Raw genomic sequence first — 24,672 nt, 5'->3', positions numbered from 1 at the left:
GAAACCCGGCCGGCTGTGACACCACGGGCTTGCGTTGGAGTGCACTCCAACCCGTAGCGTCGCGGACGTGATGGGAACGAAACGACCGAGAAGGACCACTCTGCTGGAGATCGACTGGCAGTCCTGGATCGTCGACATGGGACATGACGTCGGAGCCGTCGACCGGGCACGCGAGGTGCGGTCGGCGGCGCGTGCTCGTGGCTGGCCGGTGGTGTGCAGCCGTTACGTGTCGCGTCACCCCGAAGACGGGCCGCGTGCTGACCCGGAGAGTCCCGAGGCTTCCTTCGTGGCGGGGCTCGGACCGGACTCCGGCGGCACGGTCGTGACCAAGTGCTCGCGCGACATCTTCGACGTTGCCGAGACTGCGGCCGCGCTCGCTCGTCTTCGTACCGAACATCTGGTTCTCACCGGTGTCATGACCGACCATGGGGTCGCGCTGGCGGCACGTAGCGCCGCCGCGCGCGGGTTGGCGGTCACCGTCGTCGCCGACGCGTGCGCGGCGACGAGCGCCCAGGCGCACGACCGGGCGCTGGCCGATCTCCGCTCGGCCGGGGCCGAGATCATTCGGGCGGCCGGCCTGGCGGCGCGGTGAGTGCCACCCTCTCGATCGCCGAGGTCGCCGAACGGACCGGTCTCTCCAAGGACACCCTGCGGTGGTACGAGAGCGAAGGACTCATTCCGAGCGTGCGCCGCGACGCCAGTGGCTACCGGGCCTACGACGACGCGGTGGTGCGGATGATCGAGCTCGTCATCCGGCTGCGTCGTACCGGCATGCCGGTCCGTGACGCCAAGGCCTTCGTCGCCATGGCACGGCAGGGAGCGGCCACTCACGGGCGTCGTCTCGCACTGCTGCGGGAACACCGTCAGCGCGTGCTCGCCCACCTCGCCGAGGTCGAGGGTGACCTGCACGCCATCGATTCCAAGATCGACCACTACGTCGACCTCATCTCCCAGGGCCGCGACTGTGCCGACCAGGTCGTGACCGACCTGGAGATTCTTTCTCAGCAGAGGAGTTCACGATGACCGGTGCCGTACCCACCGTCACACTCGGCGATGGCTTGACCGTCAGCAGGATCGGCTTCGGCGGCATGGCTCTGAGCCACGTCTACGGCGACAGCGACCCGGACCAGGCTCTACGGACGCTGCACCACGCGGTCGACCACGGGACGACGTTCATCGACACCGCTGACGTCTACGGCGAGCCGCGCGAGGGCGCCGACGGCCCCGCGGGCACCAACGAGGAGCTGATCGCGAAGCTCCTCGCGAGCCGGCGCGGCGAGGTCCAGATCGCCACGAAGTTCGGCATCGCCGGCCGGATCGGCGTCCCCGGCGCCCCGCCCACTCGCGGCGACCGCGCCTATGTGCGCAGCGCCTGCGAGGCGTCGTTGCGGCGGCTCGGGACCGACGTCATCGACCTGTACTACCTGCACCGCCGCCAACTCGACATTCCGATCGAGGAGACGGTCGGGGCGATGGCCGAACTCGTGGCCGAGGGCAAGGTCCGTCACCTGGGCCTGTCGGAGGTGACCGCTGCCGAACTGCGAGCCGCGGCCGCGGTCCACCCGATCGCCGCCGTGCAGAGCGAGTGGAGCCTGTGGTCGCGCGACGTCGAGGCGCGAGTGGTGCCGGCGGCCCGTGAGGTAGGGGCCGGGTTCGTGCCGTACAGCCCCCTGGGCCGTGGATTCCTGACCGGCGCCATGACGCCGGAGCGGATCGCCGGCAGCATGCTGCGCAACGAACCACGCTTCGTCGAGCATTTCGCCGCCAATCAGCATGTCGTCGACCTCGTGAGGAGCATCGGCCAGGAGATCGGGGCCACGCCCGCGCAGGTCGCTCTCGCCTGGTTGTGGTCACAGGGCGAGGCGTTCGGCCTGCCCGTGGTTCCGATCCCGGGAACGCGGTCGCCGCAGCGGGTCACCGAGAACGCCGACGCCCTGCGGGTGCGTCTCAGCCCGGACCAGAGGTCTCGTCTGGACAAGGCCGCTGAGCTGGTTCACGGCGACCGGAACCTGACTTTCACCTCGAAGAACTGGATCTCCGCGGCCCGCGAGTGAGCCTCCCGAGGCCGGCGCCGCCACGGGCCCACGAGCGGGGCTTGCGGTTCGGAGCGGCCGTGGATCAATCAGGCAAATCGCCGATAAGATGCGGAGGTGGCTCGATTCGATATCTCGGTGGCCAGCGCCGAGGAGATGCGATTGATCGCGAAGTGGGCGGCGGCCGAGGGATGGAACCCGGGAGAGGGTGACGACGAGGTCTTCTTCCCCACTGATCCACAGGGCTTTCTGGTCGGCCGGCTGGATGGCCGGCCGATCACCTCGATCTCGGCGGTCCGCTACGGAACGGGCCACGGATTCATCGGGCTGTACATCACGGTGCCGCAATGGCGGGGGCACGGCTACGGCCTGCGCACGTGGCAGGCCGGGATCCAGCGACTGGCCGGGCGCAACATCGGGCTCGACGGGGTCGTGGCACAGCAGGCCAATTATCAGAGAGAGGGCTTTCGCGAGGCCTGGCGGACGACCCGTTTCCAGGGCCTGCCGGCCGGTGCGCGGCAGGCGGCCGGGGTCGAGACGGTGGATGCCCGGAGCATCGGGTTCGCCGAGTTGGCCGCCTTCGACCGGCGGTTCTTCCCGGCGGAGCGGGACGCGTTCCTCGCGCTCTGGATCACGGTGCCGGGGCGGCGAGCGGTGGCGGCCCGGCGGAACGGGAGCGTGGTCGGGTTCGCGGTGCGGCGCCCGGCCGGGGCTGTGGACCGGATCGGGCCGCTCTTCGCCGACTCACCCGAAGTCGCCGAGTCGCTGCTGGCGGCCCTGAGCGCGGGCGATCGTCACGGGGCGGCGCCGCCGGTGATGATCGACGTGCCCGCGAGCAACGCCCCGGCGGTCCAGCTCGCGGAGCGGGTCGGGCTTGCGGCTGCCTGGGACACGGCCCGGATGTACACCGGCGGTGTCCCGCAGATCGATCAGGAGGGGATTTACGCCGTCACCACGCTGGAACTGGGCTGACCGTCTGGCGAACTGGCGCATGGGCCGGATCGCCGGGGCCTTCGGCGGACGGTGGCCCCGTCATGAACGTGCGCGGTGGCGGCCCACGTGGTCGTCCTGTTGTTCGGTGACCGCCGCGGGTCCGGGGGCGGCGACGGAGGTCGGGGCTCCGGCGGCGCGTTCGTCCCATGGGGACACCCGGGGGGTGGGCCGGGCCTCCGGTTCGAGGCCGCCCAGGGGCACGTAGACGCGGGCGTCGACGGCCTCGGCCAGCAGCAGGGCGGCCATCAGCGCGGTGGGGCGTTCGCTCGGGTCGCGGGCCAGGCAGCGGGAGCAGAGGTCGAGAACCTCCGGCGGCAGGAAGTCCAGGTGCGGCAGTGGCTCGGGGTCGGCGAAGCGCTGCGCGATGACCAGTTCGGTGTGCGAGCGCGCGGTCCACGGCAGCCGGCCGGAGAGGCAGTGGTAGAGCAGGGTGCCGAGGGCGAACATGTCGGCGGCCGGGGTGGCGGGCAGACCGTCGAAGCGTTCCGGGGCGATGTAGGCGGGGGTGCCCATCACCGGGCCTTCGGGGCCGGCTTCCGGCGAGCCGACGAACGCGGCGATGCCGAAGTCGAGGACCTTGACGCCGGCCGGGGTGAGCATGATGTTGGCCGGTTTGATGTCGCGATGCACGACGTTCTCGGCGTGTGCGGCCGCGAGGGCCGCCGCGACCTCGGCGCAGATGCGCACCCCGATGCGCCAGTCCAACGGCCCGGCGGCGAAGTGTTCGCTGAGGGTCTGGCCTTCGACCAGTTCCATCACGATGTACGGGACGTCGCGCTCGGCGCCCGGCGAGGTGCCGAAGTCGTGCACGCCGGCGACGTTGGGGTGGGTGAGCCGTGCCGCCGAGCGGGCCTCGGCCTGGACCAGGGCGACTCCGGTCTCACCGAGGGTGCCTTCCACCGCCGGATGCATGATCTTCACGGCGACCGGGCGGTCGAGGACGCCGTCGTGGCCGCGCCACACCTCCGACATCCCACCCAGGCCGATCCGGTTCACCAGCCGGTACCGGCCTCCCAGCGTCCGCATCCGCACCCCTTCCGACCAGCACCTCCGGCCGTCCCGGAGTGCCGATACCCCCGGCTGTTGCAGCACAAACGCCCGGTCACCGCGGAGGCCGCCGAAGGAATGAACGTCCGATCGACTGAGAGTGACGAAACAGAAATGGCGGAGCCGTTCCTTGTGGGTCGGGCTCCGCCATCGACAGTGCGGCCGGTTTCGCGCGCACCTGACGTCGCCGACGACGTTAAGGCATGTGGATCAAGGAATCCAACCCGGCCCCCGCCAAGCGTGATCACCCTCTCCAAAAGACCGGCCGCGAGCGCCGGTGCGCCCGCGGCCGATCACTGCCGGTCACCTGGATCAGAACAGTTCGGTACGCAGGTCGTGCGCGCCGTCGGCCCGGGTGGCCTCGTAGTAGAGCCGCTGCCGGCCGCCGGGCAGGGCGACGAGGCTCAGGTATCGCAACCCGAACGGCTCGTGCGGGCTGCCGACCGGAGCCCGGTCCTCGGCGGTGAGTTCGCCGAACGTGCCGTCCGCGAGGCGCACGCCGCGGGCCACCCCGGTCCGTTCCTCCCAGTTCTCGCCGGCCGTGGCACGGCCGTCGTAGGAGACGGTGATCCGGTCGCCCTCCACCACGACGGAGGAGACCCGCACGCCGCGTGCGTCCCACTCGCCGGCCCGGCCGGACAGCGCGGTCCGCACCCAGGTCCAGTGCACGCCGTCGGGGCTGGTGGCGTACTCGGTGGTCATCCGGTCGGCGTCGTCCCAGGAATCGAGCGGGTGCACCGACGCCCAGAGGTGCCAGCCGTGCTCATCGTGGTGCAGCACCGGGTCCTTGACACCGGCGGTCTCGTCGCCGGCGAGGACGGTGCGGGCCGGCGCGGTGGCCAGTTCCTCCGGGGTGCCGGCCTCGATCAGATCGACCCGCCAGTGCTTGGTGCCGGGGGTGGCGGCGCTGACGTAGAGCCGCCACTTCCCCTCCGGGGTGCGCACCAGCGCCGGCCGCTCCAGGGACTCGGCGCCGAAGCGGTCCTTGCTGATCTCCGCCACGGTGGTGAACTCGATGCCGTCGGCCGACCGGGCCACCACGTTGGCGATCCCCCGGCCGGCGCCGATCGGCAGCCGGAGGCGGTACGCCAGGTAGACGAACCCGTCGGCGAGCACCGAACTGGGGGCGCCGGACCAGGCGCCCGGCTCGGTTCCCGGGGGTTCCACCACCACGGTGGAGTCCTCCCAGCCGGGCATGGGCAGAGCGGTGATTCCGATGGTCAAGGCGGCTCCCGAGGTAGCGGCGACGAACCCGGTCAAGTTTGCATCATCTATCGACTTTGTGGGCTTTGCTCGGCCTTGGCGTGTCGGTCCAGGCTCAGCCAGTCGTCGTAGCTCTCGCCGGTGACCTCTTCCAGGAGGGCGATGTCCTCGGCGAAGTACGGCAACAGGGCGGCCCGCTCGTCCGGCGTGGTCACCGGGCGGTTGCCCTTGGTGCGGTGCAGCAGGGTGAGCAGCGGGCCACGGGCGGCCAGGCGCAGCGGCACCGGGAAGTGGTGACCGAAGCCGCCACCGGCGCGCAGCAGACCGCGCAGCACCCGGTTGAGCCCGTTGTCCTCGACGTAGTGCCGGTTCACGTTCTCCCGCGGGATCGCGGTGAGCACGCCGGTCCGCACCTCGAGGAAGGAACAGACCCGGTCCAGCGTCTCGGCCGGAGCATCCTTGAGGTCGCGGTAGCGCAGCAGCAGGACCTGGTCGCGGGAGAAACGCTGGAAGAGGTGCCGCAGCTGACGTCCGTACAGCCCCAGCCCGATGTAGTGCCAGAAGGCCGCCCACTGCCGGGCCTTGCGGGACTCCTCGGCGCGGCAGGCGGCGAGGAAGTCGGCCTCCCGCTCCAGCCCGGCGACCCACAGGTGGGTCCAGTTGGAGTGCGCGCGGTCGACCGGGTCGCGTAACAGGATGATCAGCTTCACGTCGGGGACGAGCGCCCTGATGCGGTCGTGGGACGCCAGGTCGTACAGGTAGAAGGGTGTGGCCTCGCCTTTGAGGGTCCCCGGCGGCGCGGGCGCGAAGAGCTTCTCGTAGTCCGCCCGGCGCCACACGTGCTCCTGATAGGTCTGCACGTCCCCGGGGCCACCCACGGTCGGCGGCGGCCCGTCGGAGAGGAAGAACTTCGGCTCCTTGACCGGCGGCAGGAACAACTCGGGGTGTCCGGCCAGCGCGGCGTGCAGCGCCGTGGTGCCGGCTTTGGGCACACCCGCGATCAGGAAGTCGGGAAGTGACATGGGATCTCCCTCGGCTCAAAGTGAACTTAGCCTACAGATCCAATAGGACTTCGCAGCCTTCCGCCCACCTGGCGGACGCCTCATTGAGGCCACCATGCCCGTTACGGACCTCACGGTCATCGAGAACCGGCATTCCGGCCGGTGACCGTCGGCCGGAATCCGGCGGAACGGCCGGGCGGCGATGGCCCGGCCGACGACGGCCGGGCGACCCCCGGTCAGCCGAACGGCGATCGGCTCAGCGGCGGCCCAGCAAGCGCCGCCACCAGCTCGTGGCCGGCCGGAACCGCGGACAGCCCCGAGCTTCGCAAAGGGCGCATTCCGTGCCGGGCCGGTAGTGCTCGTGCGCCCGGTGCGGGTGCCCACAGACGCAGAGTCCGGTTTCAGTCGCCATATCTCCCCAACACCCCACAGACGCGCAGGCCACGGGCGCGACCGGCGATTTCCAGCAAGGTCGATGCTAACGGACTCCATCGCTCACGCTCGGCAACACTCTGAGTACGCGGCCCGGCAGGAAATCGACCTTCCGTGACCGCTCCGTACACGCTACGGAATGCCGGGCTTGCCCATGTTCGCGGCGATCGAGAGCTGTTTTTCAGATTCGCCGGAGTCGTTCCCCGGTGGGCCGCCTGCAACGTGGTGACCGTTACTGAAAGTGACCTTGGCCGCTCGCCATTCCCGCGCGCGGGAGCGCTGGAAGCACAATGAACAGGAGCTTTGGGTTTGCTGTGACTTGAACCGTCTCGTCGGACTGTTGACGCTACGTAATCTCTTGCTAGGTTGATGACCCGAAGCGAGCGGCTGTTGCTCCCGGCCTCGGGAGTTCACGCACGGGTCTTATTGCCGCCCCCGGAAGGGACCGACATGGAGCTTTCGCACTTGAACACGAACACTGACAGTAACCGCCCGCAATCACCGACCGTTAGTGTCGTGATTCCTACCCTGAACGAGGAGCGGAACCTGCCGCACGTGTTCGCGAAGCTTCCATCGATGATCAGTGAAGTGATCATCGTTGATGGCGGCTCACGCGACCGGACGGTCGAGGTCGCCCGTCAGCTGCGGCCGGACGCCGTGATCGTGCAGCAGACCCGCACCGGCAAGGGCAACGCGCTGGCCTGCGGTTTCGCCGCCTGCACCGGCGACATCATCGTGATGATCGACGCCGACGGCTCGACCGACCCGGCCGAGATCCCGCTCTTCGTCGACAAGCTGGTCCGCGGCGACCACTTCGTGAAGGGCTCCCGGTTCAGCCACGGCGGGCACAGTCACGACATCACCCGGCTACGCAAGGCCGGCAACGACGGCCTCAACCTCGTCGTGAACATCCTGTTCCGGACGCACTTCACCGATCTCTGCTACGGCTACAACGCCTTCTGGCGCTCGGTCGTGCCGGCTCTCGACCTGCCGGACGTGAAGCTTCCCCGGCCGGCCGACGGCAGCAAGCTGTGGGGCGACGGCTTCGAGATCGAGACGATGATCAACATCCGGGCGGTCGCCGAGAAGCTCAAGGTCGGCGAGGTCGGCAGCACCGAACACGAGCGCATCCACGGTGAGAGCAACCTCAACACCTTCCGCGACGGCTTCCGGGTGCTGCGCACGATCTTCAGCGAGTTCGGACGGATGCGCAGCCGTCGCCGCGCCGGCCTCCGCCCGTTCGTCGAGGGCCTGCGGCTGATCGCGGCGCCGGCCGCACCGCAGCAGCGCGGCCGCGACCAGGCCGCCGGCTCAGTGACGCCGGTCGCCCCCCGGCACGCGACCGACCCCCGCCGGGACGGCCTCGCGAACCGGGCCGTCCGCCGCCCGGACGACGTCAACGCGGTCCGCGCCCGCGGGTTCGAGGACCGGCCGACGCAGGACATCAACATGCTGCGCAGCCGCAGCTCGCTCGACGACTGAACGTCTCGACCGGCAAAGGCCAGCCGGCCGACGCCGGTCAGCGGACCCGCCGGCCCCGGCCTGACGCCGAGTTGAGACAGGTTCCTCGAACGCCCTCCCACAGGAGACCTCCCCCCGTGAACCACACCCCCCTCGCCACGACGATCGTCATCCCGACCTACTCCGAGGTCCGCTGGGACTACCTCACCCGGACCCTGGCGTCGGCGCGTGCCCAGTCGCACACCCCCGCGGAGATCGTGGTGGTGGTCGACCACAACCCGGCGATGTTCGAGCGGATCCAGCGCGAACTGCCCGGCGTCACCGTGCTGCAGAACGCGTACGCCCAAGGCGTGTCGGGCAACCGCAACACCGGCGCGTTCCACGCCCGTACGCCGCTGATCGCGTTCCTGGACGACGACATCGTCGCCGACCAGCACTGGCTGGGCCGCCAGATCGAGCCGTTCGCCGACCCAACCGTGGTCGGCACCGGCGGCGCGATCGAGCCGGCGTGGGAGGGGCCCGCCCCGCGCTGGATGCCGGCCGAGTTCCTGTGGGCGGTCGGCGGCTCGTACGCCGGCATGCCCACCCGGACCGCGCCCATCCGCAACGTCTGGTCCGCCAACATGATCGTCCGCAAGGACGTCTTCGAGGCGGCCGGCGGGTTCCGGGTCGGTTTCGGCAAGCTCGGCTCCCGCAACCGGCCCGAGGACACCGACCTGTGCCTGCGGATGAGCCAGGTCAGCGGCGGCCGCTGGATGTACGTGCCGGACGCCGTCATCCAGCACGAGGTCCCCGCCGAACGGGCCAGCTTCCGGTTCTTCGTGCGCCGCTGCTACGCCGAGGGGCGCGGCAAGGTGCAGATGGCCGGCCTGCACGAGAACGACGCGCTCGGCGCCGAGCGGGACTACCTGTGGTCGCTGCCCAAGGCCATGTTCCGGCACCTCGGCGCGGGCCTGTCCGGCCAGGGACCGGACAACTTCCTGCGTGCCGGCGGAGTGGTCGCCGGTGTCGCGGCCGCCGGGTTCGGTGGCGTCGTCGAGACCGTCAGCTCCAAGCGGCCGAGCCGCCGTACCCCCGTGGAGGCCGCACCGTGACCGCGACGTTCCCGGCCGCCCCGCGGCTCGACGAGGAGAGCGGCCTGCTGCCCGCCGTCGTCCTCGACCTGGAGCTCTCCGAACCGCTGCCCGGGGTCGGCTCGGTGGCGCCCGACGGCCGGCGGGTCCAGCAGGCCTGGGCGCTGATCCGGCTCTTCACCGAGCCGCTCGGCACCGTGCTGGTCGACGTGCCGTCCTACGGGCTCAGCCCGGCCGACCTGGCCGCTGCGATCGACGCCGCGCTCGGCGACGTGATCCGCCCTCGGCTGGGCGGCGCCGCCGTGCCGGTGCGCGGGTTCGTCCCGGACACCGAGCCCGCGTTCCTCGCCGGACGGCGCGCCGCCCTGGCCGCCGCGCCCGACATCACCGTGGTGGTCTGCACCCGGGAGCGGCCGGGCGCGCTGGCCCGCTGCCTGGACAGCCTGCTCGACCAGGAGTACGCCCCGGCCCGGATCGTGGTCGTGGACAACGCCCCGGTCACCGACGCGACCGCCGAGGTGGTCCGCTCGGCGGCCCGCCGCGGCCGGGTCGACTATCTGCGGGAGCCGAAGGCGGGCCTGTCGTTCGCCCGCAACACGGCCGAGGCCGCCACCCGCGGCGAGATCGTCGCCTGGCTCGACGACGACGAGCTGGCCGACCGGTACTGGCTGGCCGAGGTGGCCCGGGCACTGGTCGAGAACCCGGACGCCGATGTGATCTCCGGCGTGATCGTGCCGGCCGAGCTGGAGACCCGCGCGCAGATCTGGTTCGAGCAGTTCGGCGGGCACAGCAAGGGCCGCGGCTTCAAGCCGGACACGTTCGGTCCGCACACCGCGCACCGGCAGAGCCCGCTCTACCCGCTGCCGCCGTTCGGTACCGGCGCGAACATGACGTTCCGGCCCGGCGTGATCGCGCGGATCGGCGGCTGGGACAACGCGCTCGGCGCCGGCACCCCGGCGATGGGCTCGGAGGACACCCTCGCCTTCACCCAGGTGCTGCTGGCCGGCGGGACGATCGTCTACCAGCCGACCGCGGTGACCCACCACTACCACCGGCGCGACTTCGAGGGCCTGCACAAGCAGATGGTCGGGTACGGCACCGGGCTGACCGCGGCGTACACCGGCCTGCTGCTGCGGCGTCCCGGCCTGCTCTGGTCGCTGATCAAACTGGCGCCGACCGCGCTGCGCGACCTGACCGGCGCGGACAGCCTGCGGGTGTCGACTCTGCAGGACGATTTCCCACGTGAGCTCCTGACGGCCAACCGGCGGGGGATGATGGCCGGACCACGTGCGTACCTGCGAGGACGCCGGGCGGCCCGGGCGAAGCTCCGCGGAACCCGCTGACCGATCTTCCGGACGCGTCCGCCCGTGCCCCCGCCGCCGGGGGTGCGGGCGGACGTGCTGTGAACCGAACTGTGGAGGCTCTGTACATGGGGGACCAGCCGACGTCCGACGGGGAACGGACGCCGGAGGAAGCGACCGCGAAGGCTGCGGAGCCGCGACCCGAACCGGACGAACCCGGCACCGGTGACGCGCCTGCCGCGGGGCCGGCGGACTCCGGCGCGGCCGCGACGACCGAGGAACCCACGGCGGCCGAGGAACCTGCTGCGGCCGAGGAACCTCCTGCGCCCGCCGAACCCGCGGTCTCCGCGGAGGACACGGCCGTCATCAGGCTGCCGGGCGCGCCCGCGGTCGACGACACCGTGCTGATCACGCTCCCCGGCCCGCCCTCGATCGACGACACCGTCCTGATCACGCTGCCGAAGAAGCCGGTCGGCGAGGACACCGTCATCATCCGGCTGCCGGACAAGGCCACCGCGGCGAAGAAGCAGGCCGGCGAGGACACCGTCATCATCCGGCTGCCCGGTGCCAAGCCGAAAGGCGCCAAGGCTCTGACCACCGCCCGCAAAAGGGCGGCCGGCGACGACACGGTGATCATCCGGTTGCCACAGGCGCCGCAGAAGAAGGCGGCCGGCCGGGCCGTCGTCAGCGAGCCGCCGATCGAGGACACCGTCCTCCTCCAGCTTCCGGCCGAGCCGAAACCCGAGCCGCGCACCGCCCTCGACCTCGGCTGGGCGCCGTGGGTGCTCGCCCTGTCCAGCCTCGGTGTGGTGCTGGTCGCGCTGGCCTACGCCGGCGGCCGCCACGAGACCGGCTGGGCCATGACCGCCTACTGGGCGGGTCAGGTCATCGTCTTCTCCCCCGTCGTGTTCCGGCTGCTCAGCCGGCTGGCCGGGGTCGCCGAGTCGTTCGTCCTGGTGATGGGGCTGGCGGCGAACCAGTACATGCTCAAGTGGATGTACAGCCCGGACCAGTTCCGGTTCCCCGACGAGCTGCAGCACTGGCTGGCCACCACCCTGATCGCCGAGTCCGGCGACCTGTTCCGGCAGAACAACGCGCTGCCCCCGGCCGTGCACTTCCCCGGCCTGGCCGAGATGGGCGCCGGGTTGTCGCTGCTCACCGGGCTGCCGGTGACCGGAGCCGGCACCATCGTGGCCGCCGTCGCTCATCTGATGTTCGTCGGCCTCCTCTTCGCGGCGGTGCTGCGGGCCAGCAACTCGCCGGCGATGGCCGGGGTGGCCTGCGTGACCTACGCGACGGCCATGCACTACCTGTTCTTCAACTCGATGTTCCTGTACGCGACGGCCGCGCTGCCGTACTTCATGCTCACGGTCTGGGCGCACCGGCGCTGGCGCACCGGCGGCGGCGCCCGGTTCCTGGCCCTCGCGGCGCTGGGCATCGCGATGACCACGGTGAGCCACCACGTGACCGCGTTCGCCCTGGTCGCCACCCTGCTGCTGCTGTCTCTCACCGAGCTGGCGCTGGAGCGGCCGCGGCCCTGGGAGACGCTGATCCCGCCGGCCCTCGCGCTGGCCGTGGTGTGCTGCTGGATCGGGTTCGTGGCACAGGACGTCGTCGCCTACCTGGAGGCGCCGCTGGGGCGGCTCGCCTCCTCGCTGGACCAGATGTTCGGCGGCGCGGCGGCCGAGGAGGGCGGGCCCACCAAACCGGTGCCGCTGGCCCAGCTCGCGGTGCAGGGACTCGGCATCCTGGGCCTGCTGGTGCTCTACCTCGCGGTCGCCCGGGACATGATCCTGCGCAAGGACCGGGACACCTGGCGCTGGGCGGCCCTGGTCGGCGGCGCGGCGTTCTTCGCCGGCAACGGCGCCCGGTTCCTCGGCTCGGGCGGCCCGGAGATCGCCGGCCGGCTCTCCACCTTCACCTACGTCCCCATGTCGATCATCGCGGCGATCGCGATCGTGCACGCGGTGCGGATCGTCCCGCCGAAGGACGAGAACGGTCGCCGCTGGCTGTCCGTGCCACCACCGGGGGTCGCGGTCACCACCGGGCGCCGGCTCACCAATCAGGTGTACATCGGCACCACGCTCATCACACTGCTGATGATCGGCGCACGGACTGGTGGCTGGCCGCCGGTGTCGGCGCTGCTGCCGGGCCCGTACCTGGCCGCGGCCTACGAGCGGTCGGTGGACGATTTCGGCGTGGACGCGGCTCGCTGGCAGGAACGGAACCTGCCCCGTGAGTCCCGGGTCGGCGGCGACATCACCGCGGTGGCGCTGTCCTCCACGTACGGGCGGATCGACCCGGTGCGCGAGGTCGGCGAGCTGTACTACGCGACCTCGTGGACCCCCGCCGAGCAGACGATCGTCCGGCAGCTCGCGATCGACTACCTGGTGGTGGACGAGCGGCTGGGCGACCTGCTGCCGTCGGACAACGCGTACTTCCAGGACGACCCGATGGCCGGCCGGATCACCGAGCCGCTCAGCGACACTCAGCTGGGCAAGTTCGACAAGGCTGCGGCGATCTCCCGGGTCTACGACAACGGCACGGTACGGATCTATCGAATGGAACCCTCGTGAACCCGGTACGCGCCGGTGTGCTCGCCGGCCTGACTGTCGCGGCCGCGGCCGCCGTCGAGTTCGGTCCCCTGGTGCTCTCCGTGCCGGGTGGCCTGCTGCTGGCGTTCGTGCTGCCCGGCCTCGCGCTGATCGAGGCGATCTTCCGGCCCGGGCGGCGCGACCTCGGGATGGTGGAGCGGGCCGTGCTCGTGCCGTCGCTGAGCCTCACCGTCCTGGTGCTCGGCGGCTTGGCCCTGTGGAGCGCCGGCGGCCACCTGAACCGGGTGAGCTGGATGCTGGTCTGCGCGGTGACCACGCTGGTCACCATCGGGGTCGCGTTCTATCGGGCCCTTCATGCGCCGGCGCCGGCGCCGGCGTCCGCCGCGACAGCGCCGAGGGGGCTCTCGCAGGAGCGGCTGATCAAGGACGTGCTGCCGCTGACGCTGGCGGTGCTGCTGCTCGCCGGTGCGGGCGTGTGGTCGTTCGCCGACTCGGTGGACACCTATGACCTCACGGTCAGCACGCTGTCGGCCGGGCAGCCGGGGCAGGCGGGCGCGGACGGCAACCGGCCGGTCCAGGTCAGCGCCTCCGGGCTGCCGCCGGCGGAGGGGCCGTACCGGGTGGTGCTCAGCGGCGCCGCCGGTGCGGAGCTCGGCAGGCAGAGCATCACGCCGGGCGCCGACGGCAACTGGACCGGGCGGCTCACCGTCCCGGGGGACGAAAGGGTCACCGTGCGCCTTTTCCGCGGTGCGGAGACGGCTGCGTTCCGTACGCTGATCATCGCCGCCGCCCCATAGCCCACCCGGAGCCCCGCCCGCATGTCGGTCGTCCCTGACGCGCCCCGGCGCGGCCGCCTCTGGCTGGCCGCGGCCGGGGTCGCGGTCCTCGCCATCGGCATCGCCGTCGCCATCACCGTCAACCCGGCCGACGATCGCCCCACCGCGTCGGCGCCCGCCTCGGTGCCGGTCTCCGCGACCGCACCAGCCTCCGCGACGGTCTCCGCGACGGTCTCCGCCTCGGCGACGGTCCCGCACACGGCTCGGCCACGCTCGGCACGCGACCGGATCGCCCTCCCCCGCCCGGCCGGCGTGTGGCCGGGGGAGCACGGGCTCTCCGGCGTCAACGGCTTCCCCGTCCTGAACACCGCCTCGGTGAACAAGTTCTGCGCCGCCCGCGGCCGACCGTGCACGATGGCCCAGACCTACACCGACCGCACCGACTACGAGTCGATGACCCGCGGCTCGGGCTGGGTGTTCGAGTACTTCGCCGACTTCGACGGCGTGCTGGTGGTCTCCCAGGCGCTGGTCCCGGACGGGGGCGAGGCCCTGGTCGACGACTGCGCGGCCGGTGACTACGACCGGCATTGGCGCGACTTCGGGGCTCTGATGGTCCAGCACGGGCGGGGTGACTCGATCGTGCGGCTGGGCTGGGAGATGAACGAGCCGTCGATGGCCTGGCGGGGCCTGGACCCGGCCGGTTACATCGCCTGCTACCGGCGGGCCGCCGACGCGATCCGCGCGACCAACTCGCAGGTCGTCCTGGACTGGACGATCAACGCGCACAACACGCCCGCCGGCCTGTGCGGCGGGCTGAGCACCGACTGCTACCCGGGCGACGGGTACGCCGACATCGTCGGCATCGACAACTACGACCACCACCCGTGGTCGCCGACGAAGGCCGACTTCGACCGGACCGCGGCCGCGCCGGAAGGCCTGACCTGGCTCTTCGACTTCGCCCGCGCCCACGGCAAGCTGTTCTCGGTCGGCGAGTGGGGCGTGATGCCCACCGGGGACGCGGGGAAGGACAACCCGGAGTTCGTGCGCTGGATGCACGCCTGGTTCGCCGAGCACGCGCCGTACCTGGCGTACGAGGCCTGGTTCCAGCGCTGCGACGGCAAGGTCTCGCAGTCGGCGATCCTGCGGCCGAGCGATCCGTCGTGTCTGCCGAACACCGGCTCCTCGACGGTCTACCGGGAGCTGTTCAGCCGCTGAACCGGTCGCTGCCGGCCATCTCCCGGTACACCGCGGCCGACTCCGGCCGGGTGTCGAAGCGCCAGTGCTCGCTGTACGCGTCGTGGGTGTCGGTGTCGAACCAGACCACCCCGCCGATCGCCGGGCGCTGCCCCACGTACGCCGAGAAGTCCCGGATCCAGTCCTCCTTGCTGGTCCCTCCGTGGTCCTTCGCGCCCACCTCGGTGATCATGATGGGTTTGCGGGCCGAGTACGCCGTGTAGACCGGGTCGAACAGAGTCGCCGGCGACTCCCGGCTGAGGTTGTAGCCGGAGACGCCCACCCAGTCGACGTACTCGTCGCCCGGGTAGTAGGCGTCCATCCGGTTCCACGCCTCGGGCGGGGCGGAGTTCCAGTTGGGGCTCCACACCCAGGACACGTTTCCGGCGCCCTCGTCGTCGAAGATCTGCCGCAGACGCCGGAAGCACGTGACGTACCCCTCGGTGTCCTGCTTGTTCTCGAAGCCGCTCCACTCGTACCAGCGGCCGTTCATCTCCCATCCCCAGCGCAGCAGGGTGGGCCGGCCGAGGTCCCTGATCCGGCGGGCGGCCGCGGCGATCAGGTCGTCCGAGGCGCCGCTGAGGATCTTCTGGTACCGGGGAGCGCGCCACGACACTAGCGGGACGGACTTCTTCGGCATGCCCTCGATCCGGTTGGGCAGCCGGTCCGGCCAGGCGTAGAAGACGTGCGTGATCCGCTGGTCCCGGCCGAGTTGCTCGCGGCGGAGCTTCACCGCTTCCGGGTAGCTCTTGCCGTCCAGGCTCAGATAGGAGCCGAGCATCGCCTTCCCGGCGACGAACGGCACGCTTCCGCCGAGCTTGCCCGGGTCGGTGGCCTGGGCGAACGGGGCGGGGGTGACCAGCGGCGCGGCCGGGGCGGCGCTGGCGGCAGGGGTGCCGCTCACGGTGGCCGGAGAGTCCCGGGCGGCCGCCTTCCACAAGCCGAGGAGGCCGGTGGCCGAGGCCACGCCGAGACCGGCGAGGCCGAGCACGTTGCGGCGGCTGACCCCCGGCGCGCGGCGGTTTCCGGCCGTCACGTCAGATTCCGGCCGGCCTTGCGGGCCAGTCTGCGGACCATCCGCCAGCCGGGCTGGGCGTACTGCTTGAGCTGTGCGGCCAGCTGCGGCCCGCCCTCGATCAGCCGGACCAGGTCGGCGCCGGTGTGATCGGGCGTCGGCTGGAACCGGGGCACGGCGAACCGGCGCTCCGACGGCGTGTGCACCCGGCGGCCCACCTCGGTGGCGTTGTCGTGCCCGGACTCCTCGACCACCTTGCGGACCAGGCCGCTGTTGTAGCCGTGCGGGTAGGCGAACGAGCGCACCTTCCTCTGCAGGCGCTGTTCGAGCTGGTCGTGGCTGCTGACGATCTCCTCGCGCAGCCGGGCCGGGGTGAGCACGTCGAGCGGGTGGTGGATCAGGCTGTGGTTGCCGATCTCGATCCCGGCCGCGGCCACCTCCGCGAGCTCCGACCAGGTCAGCATCGGGCCGAAGTCGGGTGACCACTGGCCGAGCCAGCCGGCGTGACCGCCGAGGTGGCCGACGGAGGCGTACAGCGTGGCGCCGGCGCCGGCGGCCCGCAGGGCGGGCACGCCCGCGGTGAGGAAGTCGCGGTAGCCGTCGTCGAAGGTGACCGCCACCATCTTGTCGGTGCTGCCGGCGGCCAGCAGGTCGAGCGCCTCGGTGAGGCCGACCAGACGGTAGCCGGCGTCACCGAGCGCGGCGAGCTGCTCGGCCAGGCGTTCCGGCGGCACCGCCAGGTCACGCAGCGGACCACCGACCGCGGAGACCGAGTGGTACATCAGCGCGGGCAGCGTGGTCCAGGTTCGGGCCACTGAAGCGGTCACGTCGTCCCCCATGAATCTTGTTCTACCGGCCGCGAACGCTACCCGCGGCGACCTTCCCGACGACTCCCCCGTTCGACTGGGACCTCTAGCCTTTTCTCACTACAGCGAGTAACGTCCGGGACCTTCCGGCTCTCCGGCCTGCACAAACAGTGTCACTCGGTCGCTACTTAAAGTGATATCTGAACCGAAGCTCATCCGGAGACGTATCGGAGGAGGACACCGAAACCGCTCTAACCCCGGGAGCGCGCACCATGTTCCGCCTCATCCAGCTGCACACCGAAGCCGGCGTGCCACGCATCGGCGTCGACCCCGACGGCTACGTCAGCGCCCGCGCCGCACTGGCCCACTACCGCACCGCCCCGGCGACCTATTTCGCCGTCGGCCGGTTCGATCACGAGGGCACCCTCACCGAGGTAATCCTCGACCCGATCTGCGGGCTCGACGGCGCCTGCCAGCGCCCCGCGTCCGTGGTCCACTCCAAGACCTACGAGCGGCTCTGCGAGCGCTGCGCCTCCGGCCTCGAAGTGCTCACCGTCCCCCAGCTGGCCCGCCGCCTCGGCATCGCCTGCCGGCTCGCCCCGTCGGTGGCCCGTTTCCGGCAGACCACCCTCGGCGGCCTGCGCGCGCCCTCCGGCAACCGGATCGCCCGTGAGTTCCCCGATCACGTCCACGACCCGGCCTGGCGGCAGGAGCTCTGCATGAGCCTGACCCAGAGCCCGACCGCCCTGAACGGCCTGCTCATCGGCGTCGGCGCGCTCAGCCACCGCCAGGTGCTCGACCTGTACCCGGTCCTGTGCGCGCTCGGCGAGGAACTCCCGGCCGCCATCGGGTCCGACCTCGCCCGCGCCACCGCGCGGCCGCTCTCCCCCGCGGGCGTCACCGGCCTCCGTCTCGGCCTCCGGCTCAACCCCACCATTTAGTACGGCTACGCATGCCGGAGTGGCTACGACGCGACGCGACGCGGCCGGCGATCCGGGCCGCGGCGCGACTCTCGGGCTGAGGCCGCTGGTCACCGGCTGGACGTCAGCGGCGTACCCGCAGAACCGCGCCGCCGCCCCGGCAGTCGCGAACCCGGGCCCGCCCGCGGACGACCGGTACCGTCGTCGTATGACACGCACGTTCCCCGACCTGGTGACCCGTGCCCGGGGACTGGCCGGCGACGGCCGGCGGGCGGTGCTCGGCATCGCCGGCCCACCCGCCGCCGGCAAGACCACCCTCGCCGCGGAACTCGTCGGGGCGCTGGCCGCCGACCCGCCGCCCGGCCACGGCGCGGACTGGGTGGCGCACGTGCCGATGGACGGTTTCCATCTGGCCGACGTGGAGCTGGAACGGCTGGGCCTGCGCGACCGCAAGGGCGCGCCGGACACGTTCGACGCCTACGGATACGCCGCCCTGCTGCGCCGGCTGCACTCCGACCACGACGAGATGATCTACGCGCCCGGGTTCGAACGGGAACTGGAGCAGCCGATCGCCGGGGCCATCGGCGTGCCCCGGTCGGCCCGGCTGATCATCACGGAGGGCAACTACCTACTGCTCGACGAGCCACGCTGGCGGCCGGTGCGCGAGTTGCTGACCGAGGTCTGGTACGCCGACCTGGAGAACGGCGAACGGCTGCGGCGGCTGATCGAGCGGCATCAGCGGTTCGGCAAGGACCGGGACGCGGCGGTGGCGTGGGCGACCGGCACCGACGAGCGCAACGCGGAGCTGATCGTGGCGGCCCGCGACCACGCGGACCTGATCGTCGACTCGGCGCTGCTGCGATCGCTGGAGGCACGCGCGTGACCCCGCCCGACCGTCACGGACTCCACTGAGTCGCGACGGCCGAGGCGGCCGGCCCGATCCCACCGCGGGTGTGGGCGTGGTCTCGCGCAGCCGGAAGGGTTTTGTCACACCCGGGTGGCATGCTTGCCCTCATGTCGGTGGGTGAGGCGGTCGAGACCGAGCCGCGTAAGCGCGGCCCTCGGTTCGCGCGGTTCGGCGTGATGCTGTTCGCGGTGCTGTCGCTGCTGTTCGGCGTGCCGTGGGTGACTCTGGTGTGGTCGGGCAACGCCTGGCCCGGCGTGGTCTTCGCGGGCGGCACCCTGCTGTTCACGGGCCTCGTCACGGTGTTCCCGTGGCTGATGTTCCGCGGCCACGGCGGGCACAACGATCGCGCCGCCCGGATCGCCGACACCCTGCTCGGCGTGATGTGGGTGCTGTTCACCTGGTCGCTGATCGGGCAACTGGCCGGCCTGGCGCTGCTCGCGCTGGGCGTCGAGGATCCGGTCCGGTCCCGTGTGGTCTCGGCGGGCGTCGTGGCGATCTCCGCCGGCCTACTGCTCTGGGGCCACCACGAGGCGATGCGGGTCTCCCGGGTGCGCGAGATCGACGTCACGCTGCCCCGGCTCGGCCCCGGCCTCGACGGCCTGCGCGTCGTGCTGATCACCGACACCCATTACGGGCCGATCGACCGGGCCGCCTGGTCTCGCGGCGTCACCGAGGTGGTCAACTCGCTCGACGCCGACATCGTCGCGCACACCGGCGACATCGCTGACGGCACCGTGCAGGAGCGCCTCGAGATGGCCGCGCCGCTGGCCGACATCCGTGCCAGGTTCGCCCGGGTCTACGTGACCGGCAACCACGAATACCACAGCGGCGCCCTGGGCTGGGTCGAGCACATGGAGAACCTGGGCTGGGAGACGCTGCACAACCGGCACGTGGTGGTCACCCGCGGCGGTGACTCGCTGGTCGTCGCCGGTGTCGACGACCGCACCGCCGGCGGCTCCGGCCTGCCCGGCCACCGCACCGATCACGAGGCCGCGCTGGCCGGCGCCGACCCGGGCCTGCCCGTCCTGCTGCTGGCCCACCAGCCGCAGCAGATCGGTGACGCGGTCGCACACGGCGTCGACCTGCAGTTGTCCGGGCACACCCACGGCGGCCAGATGTGGCCATTCCACTACCTGGTCCGCACCGACCAGCCGGTCCTGCAGGGACTGTCGCGTCACTCCGAGCGCACCCAGCTCTACACCAGCCGCGGCACCGGTTTCTGGGGCCCGCCGTTCCGGATCTTCGCCCCCAGCGAGATCACGCTGCTCACCCTCCACGCTGGGGGAGCGTCCTGATTGACCCCTTCCATGCGGGTGTTTTGCCGGGAATAAACCTGTTGAGTAGTGCTCCCGGGGCCGAGCAGGATGGGGTCACCGCCTTCCCCTCCCAGCTCCGAGGACTTCTTCATGCGTCTGCTCCGCGACCTGTGGGCCACAAGCCGAAGTCGCTCCGCGCTCGTCGCGTTCCTGATCGTGCTCGGCGCGGCGGGTTCGGCGAGCGCGCTCGCGCTGGCCGGCCCGGTGCTGGTGGACCGGTCCTTCCCCCTGTTCGTCATGCTGGCCACAGCCCTGGTCGCCGCGGTGCTCAGCGACGTCGTCGTCGGCCTGGTCGTGGCCCGGCTGACCGCCGACTGGGCGGCCCGCGCCCGGCGCCGCCTCAACCGGGTCGCCTTCGGGCAAGACATCCCCACCCTGGAGAACACCCCGGTCGGTGAGCTGCTCGACCGGATCGACTCGGACGTCTATCAGGTCGGTTCCGAGCTGCGCGGCAGCGGCGTGCGCCTGGCCCAGTCGGTCGCGGTGGCCAGCCTCTCCGTGGTCACCACGTTCTTCGTCTGGTGGCCCGCCGCGCTCGCCATGATCGCGGTCGGCGTCCTGCTGTTCGTGGTGATGAACAAGCCGGTCCAGCGGATCGGGCCGATCCGCATCGCCGAGGAGGAGGCCTGGTCCGACCTCGCGGCGGTGATGGAGGAGGCCATCCACGGGCAGGACGACGTGCGCACCAGCCTGGCCGCTCCCTACGTCCGCCGGCTCTACGCGCTGCGTTCCGCCGAGGTGCTGCGGCGCGGCCGCCTGGTGTGGCGGGCCTCCGCCAAGGTGACCACGACAGCCGGCGCGATCACCCGCTCGCTGATCGCCGTCCTCGTGGTGGCGGGCGCGTGGGCCCTGCTCACCGGGCACATCAACGGAGCCCGGCTGACCGCGGTGTGGCTGCTGGCGCTCGGTTTCGGCGGCACCCTGGAACATCTGACCCGCATGGTGCCCGAGATGCAGAACGCGCTCGGCGCCTGGGGCCGGGTGGTCCTGCTCAGCGAGGTGCCGCAGGAGCCGACCGACGGTGTGCCCCCGGTCGACGGCGACCTAGAGGTCCGCAATCTGACCTTCCGCTACGGCGAGGCGGACAGCGGTCGCCCTCCGGCGCTGCGCGACGTGAGCGTCACGTTCGCCCGCGGCCGTTCCTACGCGCTGATCGGCCGCACCGGCTCCGGCAAGTCCACTCTGGCCAAGGTCCTGACCCGGGCCGTCGACGTGCCCCGCGGCACGGTGTTCCTCGGCGGGGTCGACATCAACGACATCGGGGTGGAAGGCCTGCGCCGCCGGACGGCGATCGTCCCGCAGCGCACCGAGATCCTGGCCGGCACCCTCGTCGAGAACATCGCGTTGTTCGACCCGGAGCTGCTGCCCCGGGCCGGCGCGGCCCTGGAGGAACTGGGCCTGACCGCCTGGGCCGACGGGCTGCCCGACGGCATCGACACCAGACTCGGTGAAGACGGCTACAAACTCTCCGCCGGGCAGGAACAGCTGGTGGCGTTCGCCCGGATCCTGGTCCGCGACCCGCAGGTGGTGATCCTCGACGAGGCCACCGCCCGGATGGACCCGGTCACCGAGACCTGGGTGCAGCGGGCCACCGACCGCCTGCTGGAAGGCCGGATCGGCGTGATCGTGGCGCACCGGCTCTCCTCGGTGCAGCGCTGCGACGAGGTGGTCGTGCTGGCCGACGGCCAGGTCCTGGAGTCCGGTCCGCTGCGTGAGTCGCGCCGGTTCGCCGAGCTGATGGCCAGCAGCAACCTGTCGGTGCCGGCCGCCCCGCCGGCGGCCGGCGGCGTGCTGCTCGCCGAGCGCGACTGGGACTCCGCCATGCAGGAGGAACTCGGCCTGGACTCGCTGGCGAGCCCGCTGCCCTCGGTGGAACCCCCGCCGCTGCCCGATCCGCCGCCGGCGCACACCATGCGGGAGATCATGCGGCTGGCGCTCAACGACCGCCGCTACGGCCTGGGCGCCTGCTTCTTCTTCGTGTTCCTGGTGCTGCTCGGCTTCGACGGCGCGATCCTGCCGCTGCTCTGGGCCCATGTGGTCGACGGCATCGGCAACCCGCTCTACCCGGCCCTCGGCATCGCGGCCGGCCTGCTCGTGCTGATCCCGACGCTCTACTACACCGGCGCCTGGTTCCCGGAGTGGTGGGTCCGGCAGATGCTGCGGATCAGCCTGCGGCTGCTGCACGGCCAGATCGGCCCGCGCCGGGTCAGCAAGCACACCCCGGCCGAGGTCGTCGCCCAGGGCGGCGACACCGAGCGGGTGGTGCAGCTGGCCGACAACGTCATCGACAACACCGTCGCCATCTTCGCCCTGGTGTCGATGACGGTGTTCTCCCAGTCGATCGTGCCGGGTCTGTTCTTCCTCGGCACGATGGTGCTGTCCGGCCTGGCCGCGACCCTGTTCGGGCCGCGGCTGGAGCGGGCGGCCCGGCGGACCGTGGCGGCGCGGGCCGCGTTCGCCACCTCGCTGGTGTCGTCACTGTCGGCGGCGCGCACGGTGAAACTGGCCGGCGCGACCGAGCCGGTTCTGGCACACCTGGCCCGGCTCGACGGCGTCCGCAGCGAGCTGCAGCGGCGGGAGATCGCGATCCAGGTGTGGGCGCGGTCCACGCCGTCGATCGCGAGTGGCCTGCTGCCGATCGCGGCCTGGGCGATGTATCTGGCCGGCAACCTGTCGGCGGCGGCGACACTGATCGCGGTGTCGGTGCTGGGCGCCGCGCGGTGGTTCGCGTGGACGACAGCGTCGCTGGTGTCGCACTTCCCGTCCGCGAAGGTGTGGACCCGCCGCACCGCCGCGATGACCGGCGCCTCGGAATACTCGGCGGACATTCCCGGGGTGGACATCTCCGCCGGGACGGCGCCGGCGCCGCCGACGGCGCCGCGCAACCCGCTGCGCACACTGGAGCTGGCCGGTTTCAGCGCCGTGCACGAGAACGGCGCCCTGGGCGTGCGTGACATCGACCTGACCGTCCAGCGCGGCGAGTTGGTGCTGGTCGTGGGCCCGGTCGGCTCGGGCAAGTCATCGCTGCTGCGGGCCCTCGCCGGGATCGTGCACCACACCGGCGAGCTGCGCTGGAACGGCGAACGCGTCGACGAGCCGGAGATGTTCCTGCGTCCCAACCAGGTGGGCTACGTGGCCCAGCTGCCACGGGTCCTCTCCGGGACGGTGGCGGAGAACATTGAGCTCGGCCACGAGGTGGACGCCGCCGACGCGGTGTCGGTCGCCCAGCTCGAACACGACCTGGCCGCCGCCGGCGGTGGCCTGCAACTGCTGATCGGGCACAAGGGCACCCGGCTCTCCGGCGGCCAGTTGCAACGGCTGGCCCTGGCCCGGGCGCTCGCGCCACGGACCGAGCTGCTGATCGCCGACGACGTCTCGTCCGCGCTCGACGTGACGACCGAGCTCGCGCTGTGGGAGGCGCTGCGCGCGCACGGGGTGACCGTGGTCGGCTCGACGTCGAAACGGGCCGCTCTGGCCCGGGCCGACCGGGTGGTCGTGCTAATCGGTGGCCGCGCCGTGCACCTGGGCCCGGGGGCGGCGCTGGCCCACCGGTGGGCCCACCGCGCGGGCTGAACCGGCGCGGGTGGAGCCGAGGCATGCCGTGCCTCGGCTCCACCGGCGCGCCGCGGGCTGCCGCGAATCCTTAGAATTCCGGGGTCGGCGCCGACTGGCACCGGCACCGACCTCAGGAGCCCGGCATCACCGTCATCGCCTCCCGCGTCACGACTGAGCGCGCGTTTCTGCTTCTCAAGCCCGACTGCCTGCGGCTGGGGCTGACCGGCCCGGTCGAGAGCGCGGTGGCGGCGGCCGGGCTGCGCATCGACTGCCGGCACGCCGTCGAGCTCTTCCCCGCCGATGTGCGGCACCTCTGGTCGGAGTACGACGACCGCGGCCATCCGCTCGCCACCTCGTTCCTGGACCGCTATCTCACCGGCGGGCCGTCCGAGGTGCTGCTGGTCAGCGGGCCGGACGCGTTCGAGGCGGCGCGCCGGGTCAAGCGGCAGATCCGGTCCGAGCACGCCGCCGGGCCGTTCGCCAACGTGGTGCACGGCGCCGAGCGGCGCGGTGAGCTGGCCCGCCAGGCGAACCACCTGCTCGGCCGCTGCGACCACTGCGCCGAGCCGTTCGTCTCGGACGAGCCGGCGCTGAACCCGGCCCGCCCGCCGGGCATCGACTTCCGTGAGCACTTCGACGTCGCCGCCCTGGTCGACGAGGTGTGGCCGCTGACGCAGGGCGTCCCGGCCGATCCGGGGCCGGTGCGGCTCGACGACGACGCGACGGACACGGCGGTCTATCTGGGGCCCGACCGGGCGCACACCCTGGACTCGACGGTGACCGCGTTGTGGTTCGCGCTGCCGGGCGTCACGCCTCGCCAGGCCGTGCTGCTGGCCATGCACGCCGGGTTCTCCGGGGGCACACCGATCGCGGTGGGCGGCCGGCGGGCCCTGCGCCGCTGCCTGCGGACGCTGCACGAGCACGGCATCCGCAACTGCGGGAAGGGCCCCTGTCCGCCGGTCCGGCCCGGGTGACGCGGACGCGGCGCACGGCGCGCCGGGATGGCCGGCCACGCGAATCGCCGAGCGGGTTGCCGCGCCACGCC

Annotated in this window: 20 protein-coding genes; 15 read left to right on the top strand and 5 right to left on the bottom strand. The window is 71.9% G+C overall.

Going from position 1 to position 24,672, the window contains the following annotated elements:
- Nucleotides 1-70 precede the first annotated feature (70 nt).
- The 4 genes from QLQ12_RS43825 to QLQ12_RS43810 all read left to right on the top strand — a co-directional run bounded on the left by QLQ12_RS43825 (nucleotide 71) and on the right by QLQ12_RS43810 (nucleotide 3,005).
- A complete protein-coding gene (locus QLQ12_RS43825) occupies nucleotides 71-592 on the top strand; it encodes a cysteine hydrolase family protein (protein WP_282766999.1) in 522 nt (173 codons plus the stop codon).
- Nucleotides 589-1,023, top strand: a complete 435-nt coding sequence (locus tag QLQ12_RS43820) for a MerR family transcriptional regulator (RefSeq protein ID WP_282766998.1) — start codon at nucleotides 589-591, stop codon at nucleotides 1,021-1,023. The genes QLQ12_RS43825 and QLQ12_RS43820 overlap by 4 nt, the downstream gene beginning before the upstream one ends.
- Nucleotides 1,020-2,054: an aldo/keto reductase gene (locus QLQ12_RS43815; RefSeq protein WP_282766997.1), complete on the top strand. Its 1,035-nt coding sequence runs from the start codon at nucleotides 1,020-1,022 to the stop codon at nucleotides 2,052-2,054. Before QLQ12_RS43820 ends, QLQ12_RS43815 begins: the two co-directional genes overlap by 4 nt.
- A gap of 96 nt (nucleotides 2,055-2,150) precedes the next feature.
- On the top strand, nucleotides 2,151-3,005 hold the full coding sequence (locus QLQ12_RS43810; protein WP_282766996.1) for a GNAT family N-acetyltransferase: 855 nt from the start codon (nucleotides 2,151-2,153) through the stop codon (nucleotides 3,003-3,005).
- Between the two features lie 60 nt (nucleotides 3,006-3,065).
- On the opposite strand, the gene QLQ12_RS43805 is transcribed toward QLQ12_RS43810, so the two are convergent.
- From QLQ12_RS43805 to QLQ12_RS43795, 3 genes are all read right to left on the bottom strand, one after another.
- Nucleotides 3,066-4,052, bottom strand: a complete 987-nt coding sequence (locus QLQ12_RS43805; protein WP_282766995.1) for a serine/threonine-protein kinase — start codon at nucleotides 4,050-4,052, stop codon at nucleotides 3,066-3,068.
- A gap of 333 nt (nucleotides 4,053-4,385) precedes the next feature.
- Entirely contained in the window at nucleotides 4,386-5,297 is a 912-nt protein-coding gene (locus QLQ12_RS43800; protein WP_282766994.1) for a hypothetical protein, read from the bottom strand.
- 47 nt (nucleotides 5,298-5,344) lie between these two features.
- Entirely contained in the window at nucleotides 5,345-6,298 is a 954-nt protein-coding gene (locus QLQ12_RS43795) for a sulfotransferase family protein (protein WP_282766993.1), read from the bottom strand.
- Nucleotides 6,299-7,225: 927 nt separating this feature from the next.
- Between QLQ12_RS43795 and QLQ12_RS43790 the strand changes: the two genes are divergently transcribed.
- The 6 genes from QLQ12_RS43790 to QLQ12_RS43765 all read left to right on the top strand — a co-directional run bounded on the left by QLQ12_RS43790 (nucleotide 7,226) and on the right by QLQ12_RS43765 (nucleotide 15,090).
- A complete protein-coding gene (locus QLQ12_RS43790) occupies nucleotides 7,226-8,191 on the top strand; it encodes a glycosyltransferase family 2 protein (RefSeq protein WP_328518348.1) in 966 nt (321 codons plus the stop codon).
- 116 nt (nucleotides 8,192-8,307) lie between these two features.
- Nucleotides 8,308-9,264: a glycosyltransferase family 2 protein gene (locus QLQ12_RS43785; RefSeq protein ID WP_282766992.1), complete on the top strand. Its 957-nt coding sequence runs from the start codon at nucleotides 8,308-8,310 to the stop codon at nucleotides 9,262-9,264.
- Entirely contained in the window at nucleotides 9,261-10,586 is a 1,326-nt protein-coding gene (locus QLQ12_RS43780; RefSeq protein ID WP_282766991.1) for a glycosyltransferase family 2 protein, read from the top strand. Before QLQ12_RS43785 ends, QLQ12_RS43780 begins: the two co-directional genes overlap by 4 nt.
- A gap of 86 nt (nucleotides 10,587-10,672) precedes the next feature.
- A complete protein-coding gene (locus QLQ12_RS43775) occupies nucleotides 10,673-13,120 on the top strand; it encodes a hypothetical protein (RefSeq protein ID WP_282766990.1) in 2,448 nt (815 codons plus the stop codon).
- Complete coding sequence (locus QLQ12_RS43770) at nucleotides 13,117-13,896, top strand: DUF1616 domain-containing protein (RefSeq protein ID WP_282766989.1); 780 nt, start codon at nucleotides 13,117-13,119, stop codon at nucleotides 13,894-13,896. Before QLQ12_RS43775 ends, QLQ12_RS43770 begins: the two co-directional genes overlap by 4 nt.
- A gap of 21 nt (nucleotides 13,897-13,917) precedes the next feature.
- On the top strand, nucleotides 13,918-15,090 hold the full coding sequence (locus tag QLQ12_RS43765) for a glycoside hydrolase family 26 protein (RefSeq protein WP_282766988.1): 1,173 nt from the start codon (nucleotides 13,918-13,920) through the stop codon (nucleotides 15,088-15,090).
- On the opposite strand, the gene QLQ12_RS43760 is transcribed toward QLQ12_RS43765, so the two are convergent.
- The gene (locus tag QLQ12_RS43760; protein WP_282766987.1) at nucleotides 15,080-16,144 is read right to left on the bottom strand and encodes a glycoside hydrolase family 26 protein; all 1,065 of its coding nucleotides are present in this window, start codon (nucleotides 16,142-16,144) and stop codon (nucleotides 15,080-15,082) included. The two genes, QLQ12_RS43765 and QLQ12_RS43760, sit on opposite strands and share 11 nt — an antisense overlap.
- The gene (locus QLQ12_RS43755; protein WP_282766986.1) at nucleotides 16,141-16,950 is read right to left on the bottom strand and encodes a polysaccharide deacetylase family protein; all 810 of its coding nucleotides are present in this window, start codon (nucleotides 16,948-16,950) and stop codon (nucleotides 16,141-16,143) included. Before QLQ12_RS43755 ends, QLQ12_RS43760 begins: the two co-directional genes overlap by 4 nt.
- A 251-nt stretch (nucleotides 16,951-17,201) precedes the next feature.
- Here QLQ12_RS43755 and QLQ12_RS43750 point away from each other — a divergent pair, with 251 nt between their 5' ends.
- The 5 genes from QLQ12_RS43750 to QLQ12_RS43730 all read left to right on the top strand — a co-directional run bounded on the left by QLQ12_RS43750 (nucleotide 17,202) and on the right by QLQ12_RS43730 (nucleotide 24,601).
- The gene (locus tag QLQ12_RS43750; RefSeq protein WP_282766985.1) at nucleotides 17,202-17,870 is read left to right on the top strand and encodes a hypothetical protein; all 669 of its coding nucleotides are present in this window, start codon (nucleotides 17,202-17,204) and stop codon (nucleotides 17,868-17,870) included.
- 187 nt (nucleotides 17,871-18,057) lie between these two features.
- Complete coding sequence (locus QLQ12_RS43745; RefSeq protein WP_282766984.1) at nucleotides 18,058-18,732, top strand: nucleoside/nucleotide kinase family protein; 675 nt, start codon at nucleotides 18,058-18,060, stop codon at nucleotides 18,730-18,732.
- Between the two features lie 131 nt (nucleotides 18,733-18,863).
- Entirely contained in the window at nucleotides 18,864-20,051 is a 1,188-nt protein-coding gene (locus tag QLQ12_RS43740; RefSeq protein ID WP_282766983.1) for a metallophosphoesterase, read from the top strand.
- 111 nt (nucleotides 20,052-20,162) lie between these two features.
- Nucleotides 20,163-23,645 (top strand): ATP-binding cassette domain-containing protein, encoded by a 3,483-nt coding sequence (locus QLQ12_RS43735; RefSeq protein ID WP_282766982.1) that lies wholly within the window; start codon nucleotides 20,163-20,165, stop codon nucleotides 23,643-23,645.
- Between the two features lie 224 nt (nucleotides 23,646-23,869).
- A complete protein-coding gene (locus QLQ12_RS43730) occupies nucleotides 23,870-24,601 on the top strand; it encodes a hypothetical protein (RefSeq protein ID WP_328518347.1) in 732 nt (243 codons plus the stop codon).
- Nucleotides 24,602-24,672: the final 71 nt, after the last annotated feature.

It is taken from the genome of Actinoplanes sandaracinus, assembly GCF_030009775.1.
Classification (GTDB): domain Bacteria; phylum Actinomycetota; class Actinomycetes; order Mycobacteriales; family Micromonosporaceae; genus Actinoplanes; species Actinoplanes sandaracinus.
This window is presented reverse-complemented; position numbering and strand designations above follow the sequence as displayed.

Bases quoted from the DNA above. Each gene is read 5' to 3' on its own strand.
- QLQ12_RS43825 (WP_282766999.1), top strand. From the start codon at position 71: ATGGGAACGAAACGACCGAGAAGGACCACTCTGCTGGAGATCGACTGG.
- QLQ12_RS43815 (WP_282766997.1), top strand. From the start codon at position 1,020: ATGACCGGTGCCGTACCCACCGTCACACTCGGCGATGGCTTGACCGTC.
- QLQ12_RS43805 (WP_282766995.1), bottom strand. From the start codon at position 4,052: ATGCGGACGCTGGGAGGCCGGTACCGGCTGGTGAACCGGATCGGCCTG.
- QLQ12_RS43795 (WP_282766993.1), bottom strand. From the start codon at position 6,298: ATGTCACTTCCCGACTTCCTGATCGCGGGTGTGCCCAAAGCCGGCACC.
- QLQ12_RS43775 (WP_282766990.1), top strand. From the start codon at position 10,673: ATGGGGGACCAGCCGACGTCCGACGGGGAACGGACGCCGGAGGAAGCG.
- QLQ12_RS43765 (WP_282766988.1), top strand. From the start codon at position 13,918: ATGTCGGTCGTCCCTGACGCGCCCCGGCGCGGCCGCCTCTGGCTGGCC.
- QLQ12_RS43750 (WP_282766985.1), top strand. From the start codon at position 17,202: ATGTTCCGCCTCATCCAGCTGCACACCGAAGCCGGCGTGCCACGCATC.
- QLQ12_RS43745 (WP_282766984.1), top strand. From the start codon at position 18,058: ATGACACGCACGTTCCCCGACCTGGTGACCCGTGCCCGGGGACTGGCC.
- QLQ12_RS43740 (WP_282766983.1), top strand. From the start codon at position 18,864: ATGTCGGTGGGTGAGGCGGTCGAGACCGAGCCGCGTAAGCGCGGCCCT.
- QLQ12_RS43735 (WP_282766982.1), top strand. From the start codon at position 20,163: ATGCGTCTGCTCCGCGACCTGTGGGCCACAAGCCGAAGTCGCTCCGCG.